The sequence below is a fragment of the Burkholderia aenigmatica genome (assembly GCF_048627025.1).
In the GTDB taxonomy this organism is placed as follows: domain Bacteria; phylum Pseudomonadota; class Gammaproteobacteria; order Burkholderiales; family Burkholderiaceae; genus Burkholderia; species Burkholderia aenigmatica.
On the sequence record NZ_CP184468.1, the window covers coordinates 1,975,312 to 1,993,454 of the forward strand.

At 68.4% G+C, this 18,143-nt stretch carries 16 protein-coding genes; 6 read left to right on the plus strand and 10 right to left on the minus strand.

The window, feature by feature from the left end; genetic code table 11:
- Positions 1-3 precede the first annotated feature (3 nt).
- The gene (locus ACN8ZM_RS09245) at positions 4-468 is read right to left on the minus strand and encodes an Lrp/AsnC family transcriptional regulator (RefSeq protein ID WP_006481526.1); all 465 of its coding nucleotides are present in this window, start codon (positions 466-468) and stop codon (positions 4-6) included.
- Between the two features lie 255 nt (positions 469-723).
- On the opposite strand from ACN8ZM_RS09245, the gene ACN8ZM_RS09250 reads away from it, so the two are divergent.
- On the plus strand, positions 724-1,269 hold the full coding sequence (locus ACN8ZM_RS09250) for a Spy/CpxP family protein refolding chaperone (protein WP_089450559.1): 546 nt from the start codon (positions 724-726) through the stop codon (positions 1,267-1,269).
- A gap of 134 nt (positions 1,270-1,403) precedes the next feature.
- Positions 1,404-1,835, plus strand: a complete 432-nt coding sequence (locus ACN8ZM_RS09255; protein WP_021160921.1) for a PGDYG domain-containing protein — start codon at positions 1,404-1,406, stop codon at positions 1,833-1,835.
- A 33-nt stretch (positions 1,836-1,868) separates the two neighbouring features.
- Here the strand turns inward: ACN8ZM_RS09255 and ACN8ZM_RS09260 are convergent, their stop codons facing one another.
- The 8 genes from ACN8ZM_RS09260 to ACN8ZM_RS09295 all read right to left on the minus strand — a co-directional run bounded on the left by ACN8ZM_RS09260 (position 1,869) and on the right by ACN8ZM_RS09295 (position 10,013).
- Positions 1,869-2,231 (minus strand): DUF3022 domain-containing protein, encoded by a 363-nt coding sequence (locus ACN8ZM_RS09260; RefSeq protein WP_043182999.1) that lies wholly within the window; start codon positions 2,229-2,231, stop codon positions 1,869-1,871.
- Between the two features lie 13 nt (positions 2,232-2,244).
- The gene (locus ACN8ZM_RS09265; protein ID WP_043183000.1) at positions 2,245-3,033 is read right to left on the minus strand and encodes a YhfC family intramembrane metalloprotease; all 789 of its coding nucleotides are present in this window, start codon (positions 3,031-3,033) and stop codon (positions 2,245-2,247) included.
- Between the two features lie 54 nt (positions 3,034-3,087).
- Positions 3,088-4,131, minus strand: coding sequence for a LacI family DNA-binding transcriptional regulator (locus ACN8ZM_RS09270; RefSeq protein WP_043183001.1), 1,044 nt, complete (start codon positions 4,129-4,131; stop codon positions 3,088-3,090).
- Between the two features lie 583 nt (positions 4,132-4,714).
- Entirely contained in the window at positions 4,715-5,680 is a 966-nt protein-coding gene (locus ACN8ZM_RS09275) for a 2-hydroxyacid dehydrogenase (RefSeq protein ID WP_420209851.1), read from the minus strand.
- Positions 5,681-5,685: 5 nt separating this feature from the next.
- Positions 5,686-6,966, minus strand: coding sequence for an MFS transporter (locus tag ACN8ZM_RS09280; RefSeq protein ID WP_420209852.1), 1,281 nt, complete (start codon positions 6,964-6,966; stop codon positions 5,686-5,688).
- A gap of 211 nt (positions 6,967-7,177) precedes the next feature.
- Positions 7,178-8,167 carry a sugar kinase gene (locus ACN8ZM_RS09285; protein ID WP_043183194.1) on the minus strand — a complete coding sequence of 330 codons (990 nt, stop codon included), beginning with the start codon at positions 8,165-8,167 and terminating at the stop codon, positions 7,178-7,180.
- Positions 8,168-8,195: 28 nt separating this feature from the next.
- Positions 8,196-8,960 (minus strand): sugar phosphate isomerase/epimerase, encoded by a 765-nt coding sequence (locus ACN8ZM_RS09290; RefSeq protein WP_420209853.1) that lies wholly within the window; start codon positions 8,958-8,960, stop codon positions 8,196-8,198.
- A 159-nt stretch (positions 8,961-9,119) separates the two neighbouring features.
- Positions 9,120-10,013 (minus strand): LysR family transcriptional regulator, encoded by an 894-nt coding sequence (locus ACN8ZM_RS09295; RefSeq protein WP_089450564.1) that lies wholly within the window; start codon positions 10,011-10,013, stop codon positions 9,120-9,122.
- Positions 10,014-10,125: 112 nt separating this feature from the next.
- Between ACN8ZM_RS09295 and ACN8ZM_RS09300 the strand changes: the two genes are divergently transcribed.
- Together ACN8ZM_RS09300 and ACN8ZM_RS09305 are read left to right on the plus strand one after the other, a co-directional pair.
- Complete coding sequence (locus tag ACN8ZM_RS09300; RefSeq protein WP_011352183.1) at positions 10,126-11,193, plus strand: YeiH family protein; 1,068 nt, start codon at positions 10,126-10,128, stop codon at positions 11,191-11,193.
- A gap of 103 nt (positions 11,194-11,296) precedes the next feature.
- Positions 11,297-13,030 carry a ClcB-like voltage-gated chloride channel protein gene (locus ACN8ZM_RS09305; RefSeq protein ID WP_043183008.1) on the plus strand — a complete coding sequence of 578 codons (1,734 nt, stop codon included), beginning with the start codon at positions 11,297-11,299 and terminating at the stop codon, positions 13,028-13,030.
- Positions 13,031-13,081: 51 nt separating this feature from the next.
- Here ACN8ZM_RS09305 and ACN8ZM_RS09310 read toward each other — a convergent pair whose 3' ends face one another.
- Entirely contained in the window at positions 13,082-13,702 is a 621-nt protein-coding gene (locus ACN8ZM_RS09310; RefSeq protein WP_043183009.1) for a TetR/AcrR family transcriptional regulator, read from the minus strand.
- A gap of 186 nt (positions 13,703-13,888) precedes the next feature.
- On the opposite strand from ACN8ZM_RS09310, the gene ACN8ZM_RS09315 reads away from it, so the two are divergent.
- Both ACN8ZM_RS09315 and ACN8ZM_RS09320 read left to right on the plus strand, forming a co-directional pair.
- Positions 13,889-14,998, plus strand: coding sequence for an efflux RND transporter periplasmic adaptor subunit (locus ACN8ZM_RS09315; RefSeq protein ID WP_089450565.1), 1,110 nt, complete (start codon positions 13,889-13,891; stop codon positions 14,996-14,998).
- Positions 14,995-18,141, plus strand: coding sequence for an efflux RND transporter permease subunit (locus tag ACN8ZM_RS09320; RefSeq protein WP_089450566.1), 3,147 nt, complete (start codon positions 14,995-14,997; stop codon positions 18,139-18,141). The genes ACN8ZM_RS09315 and ACN8ZM_RS09320 overlap by 4 nt, the downstream gene beginning before the upstream one ends.
- Positions 18,142-18,143 lie beyond the last annotated feature (2 nt).

The window sequence follows — 18,143 nt, forward strand, 5'->3', positions numbered from 1 at the left end:
GCGTCAGCCGCCGATCGTCCCGCGATCGATCTTGCGCGACAGGATGATCGACGTCGTCGTGCGTTCGACGCCTTCGAGCGTGCCGATCTGGTCGAGCAGGTCGTTGAGCCGTTCGGGGGAATCGGCGCGCAGCCACGCGACGTAGTCGTACTCGCCGCTCACCGCGCACAGCAACTGCACTTCGGGCATCCGGTCGAGCTTGCGCAACACGTCCTTGCCGAACTTCGGCGTGAGGATGATGCCGACATACGCGTAGATGCTCGCGTCGAGCACGTCCTGCCCGAGCCGGACGCTATAGCCGGCGATCACGTTGGTGCGTTCGAGCCGCGCGATGCGTGCGACGACCGTCGTGCGCGCCACGTCGAGCTGGCGCGCGAGATCCGCGACGCTGGCGCGCGCATCGGCTTGCAGCAGCGCGACGAGTTGCCGGTCGAGATCGTCGAGTTGGTCGAGGCGGGGTGGACGCATGAGGCTGGGCCGGGGCACGACGCGCCGGCTGAGTGGAAGGTGACGCGATGATAGCGCCGAACGCCGGCGCGCCCAAACGACCTTGCCCGGATCCGATACGAACCTTTCAATTTCGATTCGTATCGGATGTAAGCAAGTGTCGCATTCACTGCTGCGCCGCACGCAACGTGCTACTAATAACGGGCGACGCGAGAAGCGCGCTTGCGGCACTTGCCGCCGCGCCCGCTCGCAAGACACCACCCCGGAGAGCCAACCATGAAGAAAATCTCGCTCACCCTCGCTACGCTCGTCGTTGCAGCCAGCGCGTTCGCGCAAACCCCGGCGCAGCCGCAAGCGCCCGCCCAGGCCACGACGGCCGCGGCTTCGGCGCCGAGCGCCGAGCAGCGCGCGGAACGTCACGAAGCGCGCGTCGAGCAACGCATCAAGTACCTGCACGACCAGCTGAAGATCACGTCGGCGCAGGAACCGCAGTGGAAGACGTTCGCCGACACGATGCGCGACAACGGCGACACGATGGGCCGCCTCTATCGCGAACGGATGGCGAAACACGACGTCTCCGCGCTCGACGACATGAAGCAGTATGCGGAACTGTCGCAGGCGAACGCCGACGGCGCGAAGAAGCTCGCCGACGCCTTCGCACCGCTGTACGAGAGCTTCCCGGCCGACCAGAAGGCGCTGGCCGACACGACGTTCCGCAGCTGGCTGCACCACGGCGGCGAGCACCGCGGCAAGGGCAAGACGAAGGGCAAGGACGGCAAGGCGGCAGCCGCGCCGGCCGCCAGCGCCCCTGCGCAGCAGTAACACCCGCCCCGCCGGCGCCGTGCCGCCCGTCCGGGCCGAACGGCGCCGCGCCCTAACGGTGACCGGCGCGTCACACGGCGCGCCGGATTCGGGATAAGCTGCCGGCTTTTCCAGCTTTCCCGCACTTCCCCGCCATGCTCGAACTCAAGCACATCGACCTGCGTACCGACCCGCAGGCCCGTCGCGTCGTCAAGGACGAAACCGTCGCTGTTTCCTTCGCGGATGCCGACGGCGAACTGATGAGCCTCGAAGGCCCGAACCGCTATGTGGCAGGCGACGCGCTGATCACCGGCTCGACCGGCGACCGCTGGGTCGTGTCGCGCGCGCGCTTCGACGCCAAATACCTGCCCGCCGATCCGGCACTCGCACACGGCGCACCGGGGGCTTACCGGAACCGGCCGGCCGTCGTGCTCGCACGCCGGATGGACGAGCCGTTCACGATCGCCCGCTCGGAAAACGGCGACACGCTGCGCGGCGTCGCCGGCGACTGGGTGATGCAGTACGCGCCCGGCGACTACGGTGTCGTACAGGCGCAGCGCTTCGCGCAGGTCTACCGCGACGCATGATGCGGCGCGCCGGCATCTCGCCGGCGCAAACCATCACGCGAAGTCTTCGTCGAGTTCGAGTTCGGCATCGCGCTCGACGGCCTCGCCGGCCGCGTGCCGCTCCTCGAGCGACCCGAGCATCGCTTCCGTATACGCATGCAGCACCGCATGGCTGCGTGCCCGCTGCATCGGCTTGAGCGCCAGATAGCGCGCGAGCGCGGCCGGCACGATACGGATATCGAGCGTCATTCGCTTCGGCGCCGAGCCGAAACGCATCGCGAGCCACTGCACGGACAGGAACCGCCCGCGCGCGTCGCTGCTTTCGGCGAAACGCGTCTGCTCCGGAAAGAGATCGCAGATCACGCGTGCGAGCGCATCGAATTCAGCGCTCTGGCATTCGATCAGATAGTCGTCCATCCCGTCTCTCCCGTCAGGCTGCCGCTTGCGACGGCCGGCACGTCTTCACCAGCACGACGACCAGGATCGCGGCCAGCACGAAATACGCGGCCTCGACCCAGCCGGCCGGCAGCACGCGCACCTGGTACAGCAGCGCCGGCGCAGCCGCGAGCGCATGCAGCACGATCGCGAGCGGCAATACGCCCGCACGGCCGGCGCGCACGCCGCGCCAGACCAGCACCGACAGCGCGAGCTGCAGCACGAATGCCGCGCAGCGTTCGAGCAGCAACAGCAGGATCGACTGTGCCGACAACGTCGCGAGCATCACGTGCAGCCGCACGACGGTATCGCCCGGCAGGTCGGCGAGCTGCGTCTCGAGCTGGCCGCGGCTCGCGAGCCACGCGAGATACGACCACTGGCCCCACACAAGCACGCCGACGAACCACGCTTCGGCACCGCCGTGACCGATCCCGTAGCCGATTCCGCGGCTGTCGCCGGCCGACGGGCCGTAGCGACGGCTTAGGAAACGCATCCCGAGATAGCGACCGACTTCCTCGAACACGGCGGTCGCGAGCGCGCTGTACGCGACGAACGCGAGCGGCTGCGTGAGCCAGCCATCCGGCGGCGTCTGGCTCAGCACGAGCCCGTGGAACGCGCGTTCGAGGATCATCGCGAACAGCGTGAAGACGGTCACGCCGACGATCGTGTCGCGGCGGTTCAGCGCCAGCGGCTTGCGCAGGAGTCGGTAGAGGACGAGCGGCAGGAGCGCGATGATCAGCGTGGCGGCGATCAGCACCGCCAGCGTGACGGGAGCGACAGTCATGTATTTCCTTGTTCGGGGCAGCGCACCTGGCGCGCTGCGTGCCCCGAATGATACTCAGCTTGCGGTCGACGCGCGCGCAACCAGCTCGCCCGGCAACAGCGAGACGCGTACATCGCCCGCCGCGCCGTCGATCCGCTCGTGCACGAATTCGACGGCCTTGTAGCCGATATCGTAGGTCGGCTGCCGGATCGTCGTGATGCCGATCAGCTCCGCCCACTCCGGATCGTCGATCGACAGCAGCGCCGCCTTCTGCTGCCATGCGGTGCCGAAACGCGCGCGCAGGTGGCGCGCGATTGCGAGCGCGACCGGCGCGTTCGCGGCGAACAACGCCGCGCGCACGCCGCGCCGTGCCGCGTCGTCGATGCGGACATCGATGTCGGCAAGCGCCGCCGCGGTCGCGTCGGACTCGTTCAGGTCGAGCACGACCGTCGACGGCACCGTCAGCCCGCGCGCCGCCAGTGCCGCGCGGAACGCGGCCTCGCGCAAGCGCCGCGAGCTGACGCGCTCGAACGGCTGCACGACGAAATGGATCGCGTCGAAGCCGTGTTCGACCAGGTGCGCGAGCGCGGTCTCGATCGCATCCGCGTTGTCGAGGCCGATCAGGTCGGCCTCGAAACCTTCGACCGTCCGGTCGACGAGCACGGCCGGGATGCCGGCGCCACGCAGCGGGCGCAGCACGTCCTCGTCGGCGCCGAGCGCGTTGACGATCAGCCCTTCGACGCGGTACGTCGTGAGCAGCTGCAGGAAGCGGCGCTCCATCTCGACTTCGTTTGCCGCGTGACAGATCAGCGGCATGTAGCCGAGCGCGTGGCATGCGGCCTCGACGCCCTGCAGCACTTCGATGGTGTACGGATTGGTCAGGTCGGCCGCGAGCATGCCGAGCAGCCGGTTGCGGCCGCGCTTGAGCCCGCGCGCCATCTGGTTCGGCCGGTAGTTGAGCCGCGCGATGGCCGCTTCGATCCGCTGGCGCAGATCGGTGGACAGCACGTGCGTCTCGCCGTTCAGGTAGCGCGACACGCTGGTTTTGCCGGTGCCGGCCTCGCGCGCGACATCGCTGATCGTCGCCGGACGCGTCGTGGTTGGTTGCGAATCGGTCACTGTCGTGCCTCGCGACGTACGATCCGCGCCGCTTCGTGAGCAGACGGACCTTTGTTGTTGGAAACGTAAGCCACCCGGTGGAATCTCCTGTCGGTCAGCGTTAGCGCTTTAGCGCTTACGCTGACCCCATGCTTCACGGTCGACCAGCGTTAGCGCTTTAGCGCTTACGCGGGCCCCATGCTTCGCGGTCGGTCAGCGGTAGCGCTTTAGCGCTTACGCTGACCCCATGCTTCGCGGTCGACCAGCGTTGACGCTTCAGCGCTCACACCGCCCCCCATGCTTCGCAGTCAACCAGCATAGCCCTTCAGCGCTTGCGCCGATCCCCTGCTTCGCGACGATCGGCGCCGGCGCGTCGGCACCCGCCCCGGTCACGTGCAAAAGCAGTCGGCCGCACCGGACCTGGCGCGGATACCCGTCGCGGGACGCGGCCGGCAGCGATGCCGGCCCGTCGATGCGACGCGCGGGCGATCATAACGCAGCCAGCCCTCCGGCACCAAGACCATCGACTCTAACGAAGCCGGCGCCCTGCCGGCCGGACGTCGGCCCGTGGTTGGCCCGTGGTTGGCCCGTTACCCGCCGCCGCTCAGGCGCGCGCGAGCGCATCCGGATTGACGAGATTCGTGCGCAGCGTGCCGGCCAGCGCGCCGACCAGGTTTTCCGCGGCGCAGCGCGCCATCGCGTGGCGTGTCTCGTGCGTCGCCGAGCCGATATGCGGCAATGCGACGACATTGTTCATCTGCAGCAGCGGCGAATCCGCCGGCAGCGGCTCCTTCTCGAACACGTCGAGCCCCGCGCCGCGGATCGCGCCCGCACGCAGCGCATCGACCAGCGCGGCTTCGTCGACCACCGGCCCGCGCGACGCGTTGATCAGGATCGCGCCGCGCTTCATCTTCGCGAATTCGGGCGCACCGATCAGGTGACGCGTTTCCGGCGACAGCGGCACTTGCAGGCACACGAAATCCGATTGCGCGAGCAGCTCGTCGAGCGTGACGCGCCGCGCGCCGTATTGCGCCTCGGCTTCCGCATGCGCGGACCGGTTCGCGTACAGCACCTGCATCCGGAAACCGAGCGCTGCGCGGCGCGCGACCGCGCCGCCGATCCGCCCGAGCCCGACGATGCCGAGCGTCTTGCCCTGCACGTCAGTGCCGTACAGGTCGGGGCCGATGCTGTGATGCCAGTTGCCGGCCTTCACCCACTCGGCCAGCTCGACCACGCGTCGCGCCGACGCGAGGATCAGCGAGAACACCGTATCGGCGGTCGACTCGGTCAGCACGTCCGGCGTATGCGCGAGTACGATCCCGCGCCGCGTGAGATCCGCGACGTCGAAGTTGTCGTAGCCGACCGAGATCGTCGACCACGCCTTCAGCCGCGGCGCGCGGTCGAGCATCTGCGGCGTGACCTTCAGGCTCGCGCCGATCGCGCCGTCCACGTCGCCGAGCGCATCGGCGAGGGCTGCGGCGCCGTCGGCCTGCACGACGTCCGCATGCTCGCGCAGGTACGCGAGGACGTCATCGGGCAGCGGCTTGTACGCGACGATACGGGGCTTCATCGGATTCATTTTCCTTGCAGCGGCGTCGCGAGCGGATGCGGATCGCGCGCCTGGGGTTTGACGGACAGCGTGAGGATCACCGCGGCGACGAGCGCGGCGCTCATGAATGCGTACGACGCGACGGGCGAGCCGGTCGCCCCGTTCAGGTAGCCGACGAAGTACGAGCCGACGAACGAGCCGAGCGCGCCCATGCTGTTGATCAGCGCCATTGCGCCACCGGCGACGTTCTTCGGCAGCAGTTCCGGCACGATCGCGAAGAACGGGCCGTACGGCGCGTACATCGCGGCGCCAGCCACGACCAGCAGCGCATACGAGATCCAGAAATGCGACGAGCCGAGTGCGTACGATGCGGCGAACGCGGCCGCGCCGATCAGCAGGAACGGCCACACGAAACCGCGCCGCGAGCCGACCTTGTCGGACGCCCACGACGCGGCGAGCATCGCGATCGTCGCGGCGAGATACGGCAGCGCGGACAGCCAGCCGGTCGCGACCATCCCGAGGTCGGAGCCGTTCTTGACGATCGACGGCAGCCACAGCACGAAGCCGTACACGCCGATGCTCCAGCAGAAATACTGTGCGCACAGCTTGATCACGGCCGGCGAGCGGAACGCCTCGCCATAGTTGCGCATGGGCTTGATCGCGGCCTGCTCGGCCGCAAGTGCGGCGTCGAGGTCGCGCTTTTCCTGCGCGTTGAGCCACGGCGAATCGGCGGGCTTGTCCTGCACGAGGAACCACCAGCACACGGCCCAGAGCACGGCCGGCACGCCTTCGGCGATGAACATGTGGCGCCAGCCGAATTCGTGCACGAGATAGCCCGACAAAATCGACATCCACAGCACGGTGACCGGGTTGCCGAGAATCAGGAACGTGTTCGCGCGCGAGCGCTCGTTCTTCGTGAACCAGTTGCTGATGTAGATCAGCATCGCCGGCATCACGGCCGCCTCGACCACGCCGAGCACGAAGCGGATCGCCATCAGCGACGGGATGTTGCTGACCACGCCCGTGAGCGCCGCGCAGGCGCCCCACAGGATGAGGCTGACGAACACGAGCTTCTTCACGCTGCGGCGTTCCGCGTAGATCGCGCCGGGAATCTGGAAGAAGAAGTAGCCGAGGAAGAACAGCGCGCCGATCAGCGACGACAGGCCCTTGCTGATCCCGAGGTCCTGGTTGATGCCGGCCGCGGCCGCGAACCCGTAGTTCGCGCGGTCGAGGTAGGCGAGGCTGTACGTGATGAAGACGATCGGCATGATCGTCCACCAGCGGCGGGCAGCAAGCGTATTGGCCATCAGAATGTCTCCTATGTCGACCGGAGTTAGCGCTTTAGCGCTTACTCCGGTCCCATGCTTCGCGGTCGACCAGTGTTAGCGCTTCAGCGCTTACTCTGGTCCTATGCTTCGCGGTCGGAACGCACGCTTCGGCGCGCGTCCCGGTCCCGGATGTTGCCGTGCGCAAGCACGACGAATTGAGTCCGAGGATTGTGCCGTGTCCGGCCTCTCATTACGCGGTGAAGGTTTCCTCTAAGCGATCCGCGCGATTGCTGACGTTTTCGATTCGATCGAGCGCGGCGCGGGTCGGCAGCCCTTCCGAGTCGCCGATCACCTGGATCGCGAGCGCGCCGATCCGGTTGCCGCGCGCCACGGCCTGCTCGATCGTCTTGCCTTCCAGCAGCGCGCTGACCACGCCGACCGCGAAGCCGTCGCCGGCACCGACCGTGTCGACGACGTGCTGCACGCGCTCGCCCGTCACGGTTCCGTCACGGCCGTCGGCCGTCCGGTAGTACGCGCCTTCGGCACCGAGCTTGATCACGACGCCGCGTGCGCCCTGCGCCAGATAGAAGCCCGCGATGTCGGCCGGCGTGTCGTGCCCGGTCAGTTGCCGCCCTTCGGCGATGCCCGGCAGCACCCAGTCGGCCAGCGACGCGAGTGCGTTCAGCGTCTTCGCCATCACGTCGGCGGACGGCCACAGCGTCGGGCGCAGGTTCGGGTCGAACGAGATCGACTTGCCGGCCGCGCGCATTTCACGCGCCAGCCTGAACGCGAGCTCGCACGACGTCGCGGAAATCGCCGGGGCGACGCCCGTCAGGTGCAGGTGGCGTGCGCCGAGCACGTAGTCGGCCACATAGTCGTCGCACGACAGGTGGCTCGCGGCCGAGCCCTTGCGGAAATATTCGACGGTCGGGTCGCAGCCGTCGTCGTTGCGCGACTTGAGCTGGAAGCCGGTCGGGTAACGCGGGTCGACGGTCACGCACGACGCGTCGATGCCCTCGCGCGCCAGCGTGTCGAGCACGTAGCCGCCGAACGAATCGCGGCCGACGCGGCTCATCCAGCCGACCCGGAAACCGAGCCGCGACAGGCCGATCGCGACATTCAGGTCGGCGCCCGCGATCCGCTTCGCGAATTGCGTCGCATGCGCGAGGTGGCCGGGCTCGTTCGCGACGAACATGGCCATCGCTTCGCCGTAGGTCACAACATCGAGTGCTGCTTTCATGAATGAACTCTCCAGGATCCTGCCGCCGTCACGCGGTGGCGAGCCACGCGACGCGTCGGCACGCATCGCCCGCCAGGTCGGCCGCGTCGAACGGAAACTCGATGCCGCGCGGCGCCTGCTGCGGCAGCGCCGCGAGCACGCCGGTCACGAGCGGATCGTTCGGCGCCGGTGCGGCGGCGAAACGACGCGCACCCTCACCCTCGACTGCCTTGCAATGAATGTATTCCACATGCGGCGCGAGCACTTGTGCGCAATCAAGCGGCGCTTCACCCGGCCACTGCCAGTTGCCGATGTCGAAGGTCATCCCGAGCGCATCGGGCATGCCGGCCGCGGCCAGCGCGTCGAACAGCCCGCGGAACTGCGCGAGCGCGCCGCCGACCGGAAGCTGGCCGTTCTCGACCACCACGCGGGCCCGCGCGCCGCGCGACAGCGCGACGATGTCGGCCGCATGCGCGTCGCCGGCGAAACCGCCGAGCTGGAATTTCACGAAACGCGCGCCGAGCGCGTCGGCTTCCACGAGTGTGCTGCGTAATGCGTCCGCATCGAGCGCGCCCGTTTCCGTATACAGGTTGGCCGGCGTCGAATAGACCGACCACAGCCCGTGGCTGGCCAGTTGCGCACCGAGCGCGGTCAGCGCGCCGGGTGCCGCGTCGTCTTCCGACGCGAATAGCTCACGCCGCACCTCGAAACCGGTCGCACCGGATGCCGCCGCGGTCGCGACGAATGCGCTGTGGCCCTCCTGACGCACGCGGTCCATCCCGAATGCGCTCGCCACGATCACGATGTCTGTCATGTTGCCCTTTTCACCGGATTGGAACCGGTTCCATTTGCTTGAGACGGATGGTGCGCTTCGTGTCGGACCCACACCATAGAGGAAATCCCTAAGACGGAACCCGACGCGAACGCGCACCCGATGGCCCGCATCGCGCGTGCCCGGGCCGGGTTCGGCCGCTCAGGCGAGGTCGTGCGCGAGGCTCATCTCGAGGAATTGCGCGGCGACCCGCGACGGCGCGCCGCCGTGCGGCACGAGGATGGAGAAGTGACGTGTGAGCGGCGCGGGCGCGAGCGAGCGCAGCACGAGCGCGGCATCGTCGTGACGCAGCGACATCGCGGACACGAACCCGACCCCCATCCCGGCGCGCACGGCTTCCTTCACGGCCTCGACGCCCGCGATCTCGAACGCGACGCGCATCGGCGCCGCGCCATGCGCAAACGCGCGCTCGACGAGCTGCCGCACGGCGGAGCCCGCCTCGCGCAACACCAGCGGATGGGCGGCCAGCGCTTCAAGCGTGACCCCCGACGCGTATTCGGGCGCGGCCAGCGGATGCCCGGTCGGCACGATTGCCACGATCTCGTCCTCGCGCCACGCATGCACCGCGGTGCCCGGCGGCAGCGCCTCGCCGGGCGGCCCTTCGATCATCGCGATATCGAGCGTCGGCAGCGCCGCGACCACGTCGGCCGTATTGCCGCTCATCGTGTGGATCGCCACGCGCGGCGCGCGCGGCTGGAACGCGGCGATCAGGTACGGCAGCAGGTAGCTCGCGGGCGTCGTGCTCGCACCGATGCGCAGCGTGCCGGCCTCGAGGCCGCGCACCGCGTCGCGGAACGCGCGCGCCTGTGCAAAGGTGTCGCGCTGCGCCTTCGCGTACTGCGCGAGCTGTTCGCCAACCGGGGTCAGGCGGATGCCGCGACCTTCGCGCTGGTACAGCGGCTCGCCGAATTCGTCCTGCAGCAGCCGCAACTGGCCCGACACGGCCGGCTGCGAAAGATGCAGCGCCACGGCGGCGTGGCTGATGTTCAGGTGCTCGGCGACGGCGGCGAACGTTATCAGTTGATCCGGGGTCATGGGGATAAATTATCGGCTTTCCGGATAGTTTACGTCACAAATCACAATTTTTCATATCGATATAACGAAATTAGGATTACAGCATCGCAACACGCTCCATCACGGTGCTTCCATGTCCACTGCTCCGACTCCCCATCTCAGCCCCGCCGCGCCGTCGATGCGCGGCCAGTTGAACGGCGTGCTGTTCGTCGCGCTGTTCGCCGCCGCCGTCACGAGCCTGTCCCAGCTTCCCGCGATCGCGGGGCTCGGCCTGTCGCCGCTGATCGTCGGCATCGTCGCCGGTGCCCTGTACGGCAACGCGCTGCGCGACGGCATGCCGGCCAGCTGGGCGGCCGGCGTCAACTTCTCCGCGCGCAAGCTGCTGCGCATCGCGGTCGCGTTCTTCGGGCTGCGCGTGAGCCTGCAGGAAATCGCGCAGGTCGGCCTGCCGGGCCTGACGGTGTCGGTGCTGGTCGTCGTCAGCACGCTCGTGATCGGCACCTGGGCCGGCATGAAGATCATGAAGCTCGACCGCGATTCGGCCCTGCTGACCGCCGCCGGCAGCGCGATCTGCGGCGCGGCCGCGGTGCTCGCGTTCGAGTCGACGCTGCAGTCGAAGCCGCATCAGAGCGCGATGGCCGTGGGCAGCGTCGTGCTGTTCGGCACGCTGTCGATGTTCCTGTACCCGATCGCGTATCACGCCGGGCTGTTGAATCTCGATCCGGCCGGCCTCGGTCTGTTCTTCGGCGGCACGATCCACGAGGTCGCGCAGGTGGTCGGCGCGGCGAGCGACATCAGCCCGCAGGTCGCGCACATCGCGACGATCGTCAAGATGACCCGCGTGATGCTGCTGGTTCCGGTGCTGCTGGTGCTCGGCTGGTGGCTCGCCCGCTCGGCACGCGCCACCGCCGGCGGCGCGCAAGGCAAGCGCAAGGTGGCCGTGCCCTGGTTCGCGCTCGGTTTCCTCGGCTTCGTGATCGTCAATTCGCTGAACGTGCTGCCCACCGACGTCACCCACACGCTGAACGTGCTCGACACCTTCGCGCTGACGATGGCGATGACCGCGCTCGGCATCGAAACCCGCGTCGCGCAAATCCGCGCAGCCGGCCCGCGTGCGCTGATGACCGGCCTGATCCTGTACGTGTGGCTGATCGCCGGCGGCTACGGGATCACCTGGGCCGTGCAGCACTGGCTTGGCTGAGTTGCCCGCCCGTGACACTTCGCGCGCCGCGCCCGACGGGATGGTCCCGCGGGCGCGGCGCAGTGCTATGCTTCGCGTCGTTTTCCATCGCCCTCGTTCAGCCGTGCTCTCGTTCCTGCTGAAGCTGCGCACTCGCGCCCAAACGCTGTTCCGCCTGTCGGACGCCCATACGATGCTGATCTGGTCAGCCATCGTCGGCGTCGGCGGCGCCTTTGCCACGATGGCGTTCCGCGAAGGCATCGACCTGATGCAGCACCTGATCTCAGGGCAAAGCGGCAGCTTCGTGCAGATGGCCAAGCGCCTGCCGTGGTACGTGCGGTTCTGGATGCCGGCGGCCGGCGGCTTCCTTGCCGGCTGCGTGCTGCTGCTCGCGACCCGCGGCGACAAGAAAGCCGGCAAGACCGACTACATGGAATCGGTCGCGCTCGGCAACGGCGTCGTGCCGGTCCGCCAGAGTCTGTGGCGCAGCGTCTCGTCGCTGCTGACGATCGGCAGCGGCGGCTCGATCGGCCGCGAAGGCCCGATGGTGCAGCTCGCGGCGCTTGCCGCGTCGCTCGTCGGCCGCTTCGCGCACTTCGACCCGCCGCGCCTGCGCCTGCTGGTCGCGTGCGGGGCGGCGGCCGGCATTACGTCCGCGTACAACGCGCCGATCGCCGGCGCCTTCTTCGTATCGGAGATCGTGCTCGGCGGCATCGCCATGGAAAGTCTCGGGCCGATGATCGTCGCGTCGGTCGTCGCGAACATCGTGATGCGCGAATTCGGCGGCTACCGGCCGCCGTACGAGATGCCGGTGTTTCCGGCCGTCACCGGCCCCGAAGTGCTGCTGTTCGTCGTGCTCGGCGCGCTGTGCGGCGTGCTCGCGCCGCAGTTCCTGCACCTGCTCGATGCCTCGAAGAACCAGTTCAAGCGGCTGCCCGTGCCGCTGCCCGTGCGGCTCGCGCTCGGCGGCCTCGTCGTCGGCGTGATCTCGGTATGGGTGCCGGACGTGTGGGGCAACGGCTACAGCGTGGTGAACCACATCCTCCATTCGCCGTGGACCTGGCAGGCACTCGTCGCGGTGCTCGTGTTCAAGGTGATCGCGACCTCCGCCACCGTCGGCTCCGGCGCGATCGGCGGGGTGTTCACGCCGACGCTGTTCGTCGGCGCGGTGTTCGGCTCGCTGTTCGGGCTCGCGATGCAAGCCGTGTGGCCCGGCCATACGTCGGCGTACTTCGCGTACGCGATCGTCGGGATGGGCGCGTTCCTGACGGGCGCCACGCAGGCGCCGCTGATGGCGATCCTGATGATCTTCGAGATGACGCTCAGCTACCAGGTCGTGCTGCCGCTGCTGGCGTCCTGCGTATTCGCGTACTTCGTCGCGCGCGCGACCGGTACGACGTCGATGTACGAGATCACGCTGCATCACCACCAGGATGCCGAGGAACGCAGCCGGATCCGCACCACGCAGATGCGCGAGCTGATCCAGCCCGCGCAGACGGTCGTGCCGCTCACGGCGAGCGTCGCCGACATGACGCGCGTGTTTCTCGAATATCCGGTGAAGTATCTGTACGTGACCGACGACACCGGGCGTTTTCGCGGTGCGGTCGCACTGAAGGACATCACGTCCGACCTGCTCGACAAGCGCGACACGACCGACAAGACGGCCGCGCATTACGCACACACGCCGTTTCCGCTGCTCACGCCCGACATGCCGCTCGCCACCGCGCTCGAACGCTTCATGGCGTTCCAGGGCGAACGCCTGCCGGTAATCGAAAGCGAAGCCGAGCCGACGCTCGCGGGGGTCGTCTACAAGACGTCGCTGCTCGATGCGTACCGGCGGATGACCGGCGAGCGCTGACCGGGCGATTCGCCCCCGGCAGCGCGAGCACGGCTCGAGGCCGGGGCTGGCTCAGTCCGGCGCGCGCCCGAGCACCACGCGCGCGAAGAACCCCGCGAGCACCGATTCGGCCACCTCGGCCGACACGTGCTGCGGATCGGCCGTGTAGTACGACTGCACGCCGTCACACAGGCACATCAGCCCGAATGCCAGCGTCTCCGCCGGCAACAGCAGCGGCGTGCCCGCGCGCTCGGCGAAACGCTTGATGAACTCGGCCATCTGCAGGCGCTTGCCGTGCAGGAACTGGTTGAAGCGCACGCGGAACTTCGCGTCGCGCGCCGCCTGCAGCTTCGCCTCACCCCACAGCAGCGAATATTCGTCGTCCTGAAACAGCGTCCGGTAATACGCGAGCGCCATCGACTCCATCTGCTCGCGCGATCCGCCCCCGTCGAAGATCGCCTGGAAGTCGGCCTGCACTTCCGCGTGGTCGCGCTCCAGCAACTCCAGCAACAGGTCGGACTTGCTGCTGAAATTCGAGTAGAACGCGCCGCGCGTATAGCCGGCCGCTGCCGCGATGTCCTCGACGCTCGCGGCCACATAGCCTTTCTTCAGAAAAATACGGTGCGCGGCAATCAGCAGACGTTCGCGCGTCTGGTCCCTGCTCTGCTCGCGAGTTAAGCGCTGTGGTTTCATGGCGCGCAGTCTAGCACTATTTACCTTTCGGATTCATCTTTGCATTCGGATACAGGTGTGTATTAGAATTCGCCACAGTTTCCGAAAGATCTTGTCCGCGCGCCCGTGCCGGCGCCGCTCGGGGCAAGCGCCCGTCGCGCTTGCCGGCTTCGTTCCGCTCTCGCTCTCACCTCATCTGGGGGTTTCGTGAATCGCTCCGGTTCCCGCGCCGCGCTGCTGATCGGCGCCGCGCTCGTCCTGTCCGCCTGTCATCCGAAAGAGTCCGCGCCGCCCGCCCCGCGCCCGGTCGTCGCGCTGCCCGCCCATGCCGACGACGCCGCGGTCGCCCGCACGCTCCCCGGCGAAATCCAGCCGCGCTACGCCACCCCGCTGTCGTTCCGCATCGCCGGCAAGATCATCGAGCGCAAGGTGCGCCTCGGCGATACGGTCAAGGTCGGCCAGGTCGTCGCGCTGCTCGATCCGTCCGACGTCGAGAAGAACGCCGCGAGCGCGCAGGCGCAACTCGATGCCGCGACGCACAGCCTCGCGTTCGCGAAGCAGCAGCTCGACCGCGATCGCGCGCAGGCACGTGAAAACCTGATCGCGACCGCCCAGCTCGAGCAGACGGAAAACAGCTACACGTCGGCGCTCGCGCAGCGCGACCAGGCGCAGCAGCAGCTCGCGCTCGCGAAGAACCAGCTCCGCTACGCGACGCTCGTCGCCGATCACGCCGGCTACATCACCGCCGAACAGGCCGACACCGGCCAGAACGTGTCGGCCGGCCAGGCCGTCTACCAGCTCGCGTGGTCGGGCGACGTCGACGTCGTCAGCGACGTGCCTGAAGCGGCGCTCGCGTCGCTCACGCCCGGCCACACGGCCACCGTCACTCTGCCGTCGCTGCCGGGCCGCCAGTTCGCCGCGAAGGTGCGCGAAGTGGCACCCGCCGCCGATCCGCAGAGCCGCACCTATCGCGTGAAGCTCACGCTCGCCGCGCCCGATCCGGCAATCCGCCTCGGGATGACGGCCAGCGTCGCGTTCGACGGCGCACCGGCCGCCGGCGACGCGCCGTCGATCACGCTGCCCGCGACCGCGCTGTTCCACGACGGCCCGCAACCGGCCGTGTGGGTCGTGCGCGCGAAGGACGACACGCTCGAACTGCGCCGCGTCGACGTCGCGCGCTTCAACGAGCGCACGGTGACGGTGTCGCACGGGTTGCAGCCCGGCGAACGCGTCGTGCTGCAGGGCGTGCACACGGTCAGCGCGGGCGAGAAGGTCCGCGCGATCGCGCCGCTGCATCCGGAGGACTTCGCATCGTGAGCGTTTCCTACGAAGAAGGCCGCTTCAACCTGTCGGCGTGGGCGCTGCGCCACCAGGCGCTGGTCGTCTACCTGATCGCGCTCGCGACGCTCGCGGGCATCCTCGCGTACACCCGCCTCGCGCAGTCCGAAGACCCGCCGTTCACGTTCCGCGTGATGGTGATCCGCACGTTCTGGCCCGGCGCGACCGCGCGGCAGGTGCAGGAACAGGTGACCGACCGGATCGGCCGCAAGCTGCAGGAAACGCCGGCCATCGACTTCCTGCGCAGCTATTCGCGCCCCGGCGAATCGCTGATCTTCTTCACGATGAAGGATTCGGCGCCCGTGAAGGACGTGCCCGAGACCTGGTACCAGATCCGCAAGAAAGTCGGCGACATCGGCTATACGCTGCCGCCCGGCGTGCAGGGCCCGTTCTTCAACGACGAATTCGGCGACGTCTACACCAACATCTGGACGCTCGAAGGCGACGGCTTCACGCCCGCGCAGCTCCACGACTACGCGGACCAGCTGCGCACCGTGCTGCTGCGCGTGCCGGGCGTCGGCAAGGTCGACTATTTCGGCGACCCCGACCAGCGGATCTTCATCGAGGTCAACAACGCGCAGCTCACGCGCCTCGGCATCTCGCCGCAGCAGCTCGGGCAGGCGATCAACGCACAGAACGACATCTCGTCGGCGGGCACGCTGACGACCGCCGACGATCGCGTGTTCGTGCGGCCGAGCGGCCAGTTCGACAACGTCGACGCGATCGCCGACACGCTGATCCGCATCAACGGCCGCACCTTCCGGCTCGGCGATCTCGCGACGGTGAAGCGCGGCTACGACGATCCTGTCGTCACGCAGATGCGTGCTGGCGGCAAGGCTGTGCTCGGCATCGGCGTCACGATGCAGCCGGGCGGCGACGTGATTCGGCTCGGCAAGGCACTCGACGCGGAATCGAAGGACCTGCAGGCGCAACTGCCCGCCGGTCTCAAGCTGACGCTGGTGTCGAGCATGCCGCATGCGGTCGAGCATTCGGTCGACGACTTCCTCGAGGCCGTCGCCGAAGCCGTCGCGATCGTGCTGGTCGTGAGCCTCGTGTCGCTCGGCCTGCGCACCGGGATGGTGGTCGTGATCTCGATTCCGGTCGTGCTCGCGGTCACCGCCCTCTTCATGTACCTGTTCGACATCGGCCTGCACAAGGTGTCGCTCGGCACGCTCGTGCTCGCGCTCGGGCTGCTCGTCGACGACGCGATCATCGCCGTCGAGATGATGGCCGTGAAGCTCGAACAGGGCTACACGCGCGCACGCGCCGCCGCGTTCGCCTACACGAGCACCGCGTTCCCGATGCTGACCGGCACGCTCGTCACCGTGTCGGGCTTCCTGCCGATCGCGCTCGCGAAATCGAGCACCGGCGAATACACGCGCTCGATCTTCGAGGTGTCGGCGATCGCGCTGATCGCGTCGTGGTTCGCGGCGGTCGTGCTGATCCCGCTGCTCGGCTTCCACCTGCTGCCCGAGCGCAAGCGGCACGCGCACGAGGCGCACCTGCCGGAAGACCACGAGCACGACATCTACGACACGCGTTTCTACCGGCGGCTGCGCGGCTGGATCGACTGGTGCATCGAGCGGCGCTTCGTCGTGCTGCTGATCACCGGCGCGCTCTTCGTCGTCGCGCTGATGGGCTTCTCGCTGGTGCCGCAGCAGTTCTTCCCGAGTTCCGACCGCCCCGAGCTGCTCGTCGACCTGCGGCTGCCCGAAGGCGGGTCGTTCGCGGCGACGCTGCGCGAGACCGAACGCCTCGAGAAAGTGATCGACAAGCGTCCCGAGATCGATCATTCGGTGAACTTCGTCGGCAGCGGCGCGCCGCGCTTCTACCTGCCGCTCGACCAGCAGCTTCAGTTGCCGAACTTCGCGCAGTTCGTGATCACCGCGAAATCGGTGAAGGACCGCGAGAAGCTCGCGACCTGGCTCGAAACCACGTTGCGCGAGCAGTTCCCGGCCGTGCGCTGGCGGCTGTCGCGGCTCGAGAACGGCCCGCCGGTCGGCTACCCGGTGCAGTTCCGCGTCAGCGGCGACAGCATCGCGACGGTTCGCTCGATCGCCGAGAAAGTCGCGGCGACGATGCGCGGCGACGCGCGCACGGTCAACGTGCAGTTCGACTGGGACGAGCCGGCCGAGCGCTCGGTGCGCTTCGAGATCGACCAGAAGAAGGCACGCGAGCTGAACGTCACGTCGCAGGATGTATCGAGCTTCCTCGCGATGACGCTGTCCGGCACGACCGTCACGCAGTACCGCGAGCGCGACAAGCTGATCGCGGTCGACCTGCGCGCGCCGCGGGCCGACCGTGTCGACCCCGCGAAGCTGGCGGGCCTCGCGCTGCCGACCCCGAACGGCCCGGTGCCGCTCGGCTCGCTCGGCCGCTTCAAGCCGACGCTCGAATACGGCGTCGTATGGGAGCGCGACCGCCAGCCGACCATCACCGTGCAGTCGGACGTGCGGGCCGGCGCGCAGGGCATCGACGTCACGCACGCGGTCGACGCCAAGCTGAACGCGTTGCGCGCGCAGCTGCCGGTCGGCTATCAGATCAACATCGGCGGCTCGGTCGAGGAAAGCGCGAAGGCGCAGAAGTCGATCAATGCGCAGATGCCGCTGATGGCGATCGCCGTGTTCACGCTGCTGATGATCCAGCTGCAGAGCTTCTCGCGCGTGCTGATGGTCGTGCTGACCGCGCCGCTCGGGCTGATCGGCGTGGTCGCCACGCTGCTGCTGTTCGGCCAGCCGTTCGGCTTCGTCGCGATGCTCGGCGTGATCGCGATGTTCGGGATCATCATGCGCAACTCGGTGATCCTCGTCGACCAGATCGAGCAGGACATCGCGGTCGGCCACCGGCGTATCGACGCGATCATCGGCGCGACCGTACGGCGCTTCCGCCCGATCACGCTGACGGCCGCGGCCGCCGTGCTCGCGCTGATCCCGCTGCTGCGTTCGAACTTCTTCGGGCCGATGGCGACCGCGCTGATGGGCGGCATCACGAGCGCGACCGTGCTGACGCTGTTCTACCTGCCCGCGCTGTATGCGACGTGGTTCCGCGTGAAGCACGACGAACGCGACCCGCAGGACGGCCCGCCGCCTGGCGGCACGCCTGCCGCGCCGTCGGGAGCCTGACC

Excerpts from the sequence above, each read along its gene's own strand:
- ACN8ZM_RS09245 (WP_006481526.1), bottom strand. The coding sequence starts at position 468 with ATGCGTCCACCCCGCCTCGACCAACTCGACGATCTCGACCGGCAACTC.
- ACN8ZM_RS09250 (WP_089450559.1), top strand. The coding sequence starts at position 724 with ATGAAGAAAATCTCGCTCACCCTCGCTACGCTCGTCGTTGCAGCCAGC.
- ACN8ZM_RS09255 (WP_021160921.1), top strand. The coding sequence starts at position 1,404 with ATGCTCGAACTCAAGCACATCGACCTGCGTACCGACCCGCAGGCCCGT.
- ACN8ZM_RS09260 (WP_043182999.1), bottom strand. The coding sequence starts at position 2,231 with ATGGACGACTATCTGATCGAATGCCAGAGCGCTGAATTCGATGCGCTC.
- ACN8ZM_RS09265 (WP_043183000.1), bottom strand. The coding sequence starts at position 3,033 with ATGACTGTCGCTCCCGTCACGCTGGCGGTGCTGATCGCCGCCACGCTG.
- ACN8ZM_RS09275 (WP_420209851.1), bottom strand. The coding sequence starts at position 5,680 with ATGAAGCCCCGTATCGTCGCGTACAAGCCGCTGCCCGATGACGTCCTC.
- ACN8ZM_RS09280 (WP_420209852.1), bottom strand. The coding sequence starts at position 6,966 with ATGGCCAATACGCTTGCTGCCCGCCGCTGGTGGACGATCATGCCGATC.
- ACN8ZM_RS09285 (WP_043183194.1), bottom strand. The coding sequence starts at position 8,167 with ATGAAAGCAGCACTCGATGTTGTGACCTACGGCGAAGCGATGGCCATG.
- ACN8ZM_RS09290 (WP_420209853.1), bottom strand. The coding sequence starts at position 8,960 with ATGACAGACATCGTGATCGTGGCGAGCGCATTCGGGATGGACCGCGTG.
- ACN8ZM_RS09295 (WP_089450564.1), bottom strand. The coding sequence starts at position 10,013 with ATGACCCCGGATCAACTGATAACGTTCGCCGCCGTCGCCGAGCACCTG.
- ACN8ZM_RS09300 (WP_011352183.1), top strand. The coding sequence starts at position 10,126 with ATGTCCACTGCTCCGACTCCCCATCTCAGCCCCGCCGCGCCGTCGATG.
- ACN8ZM_RS09310 (WP_043183009.1), bottom strand. The coding sequence starts at position 13,702 with ATGAAACCACAGCGCTTAACTCGCGAGCAGAGCAGGGACCAGACGCGC.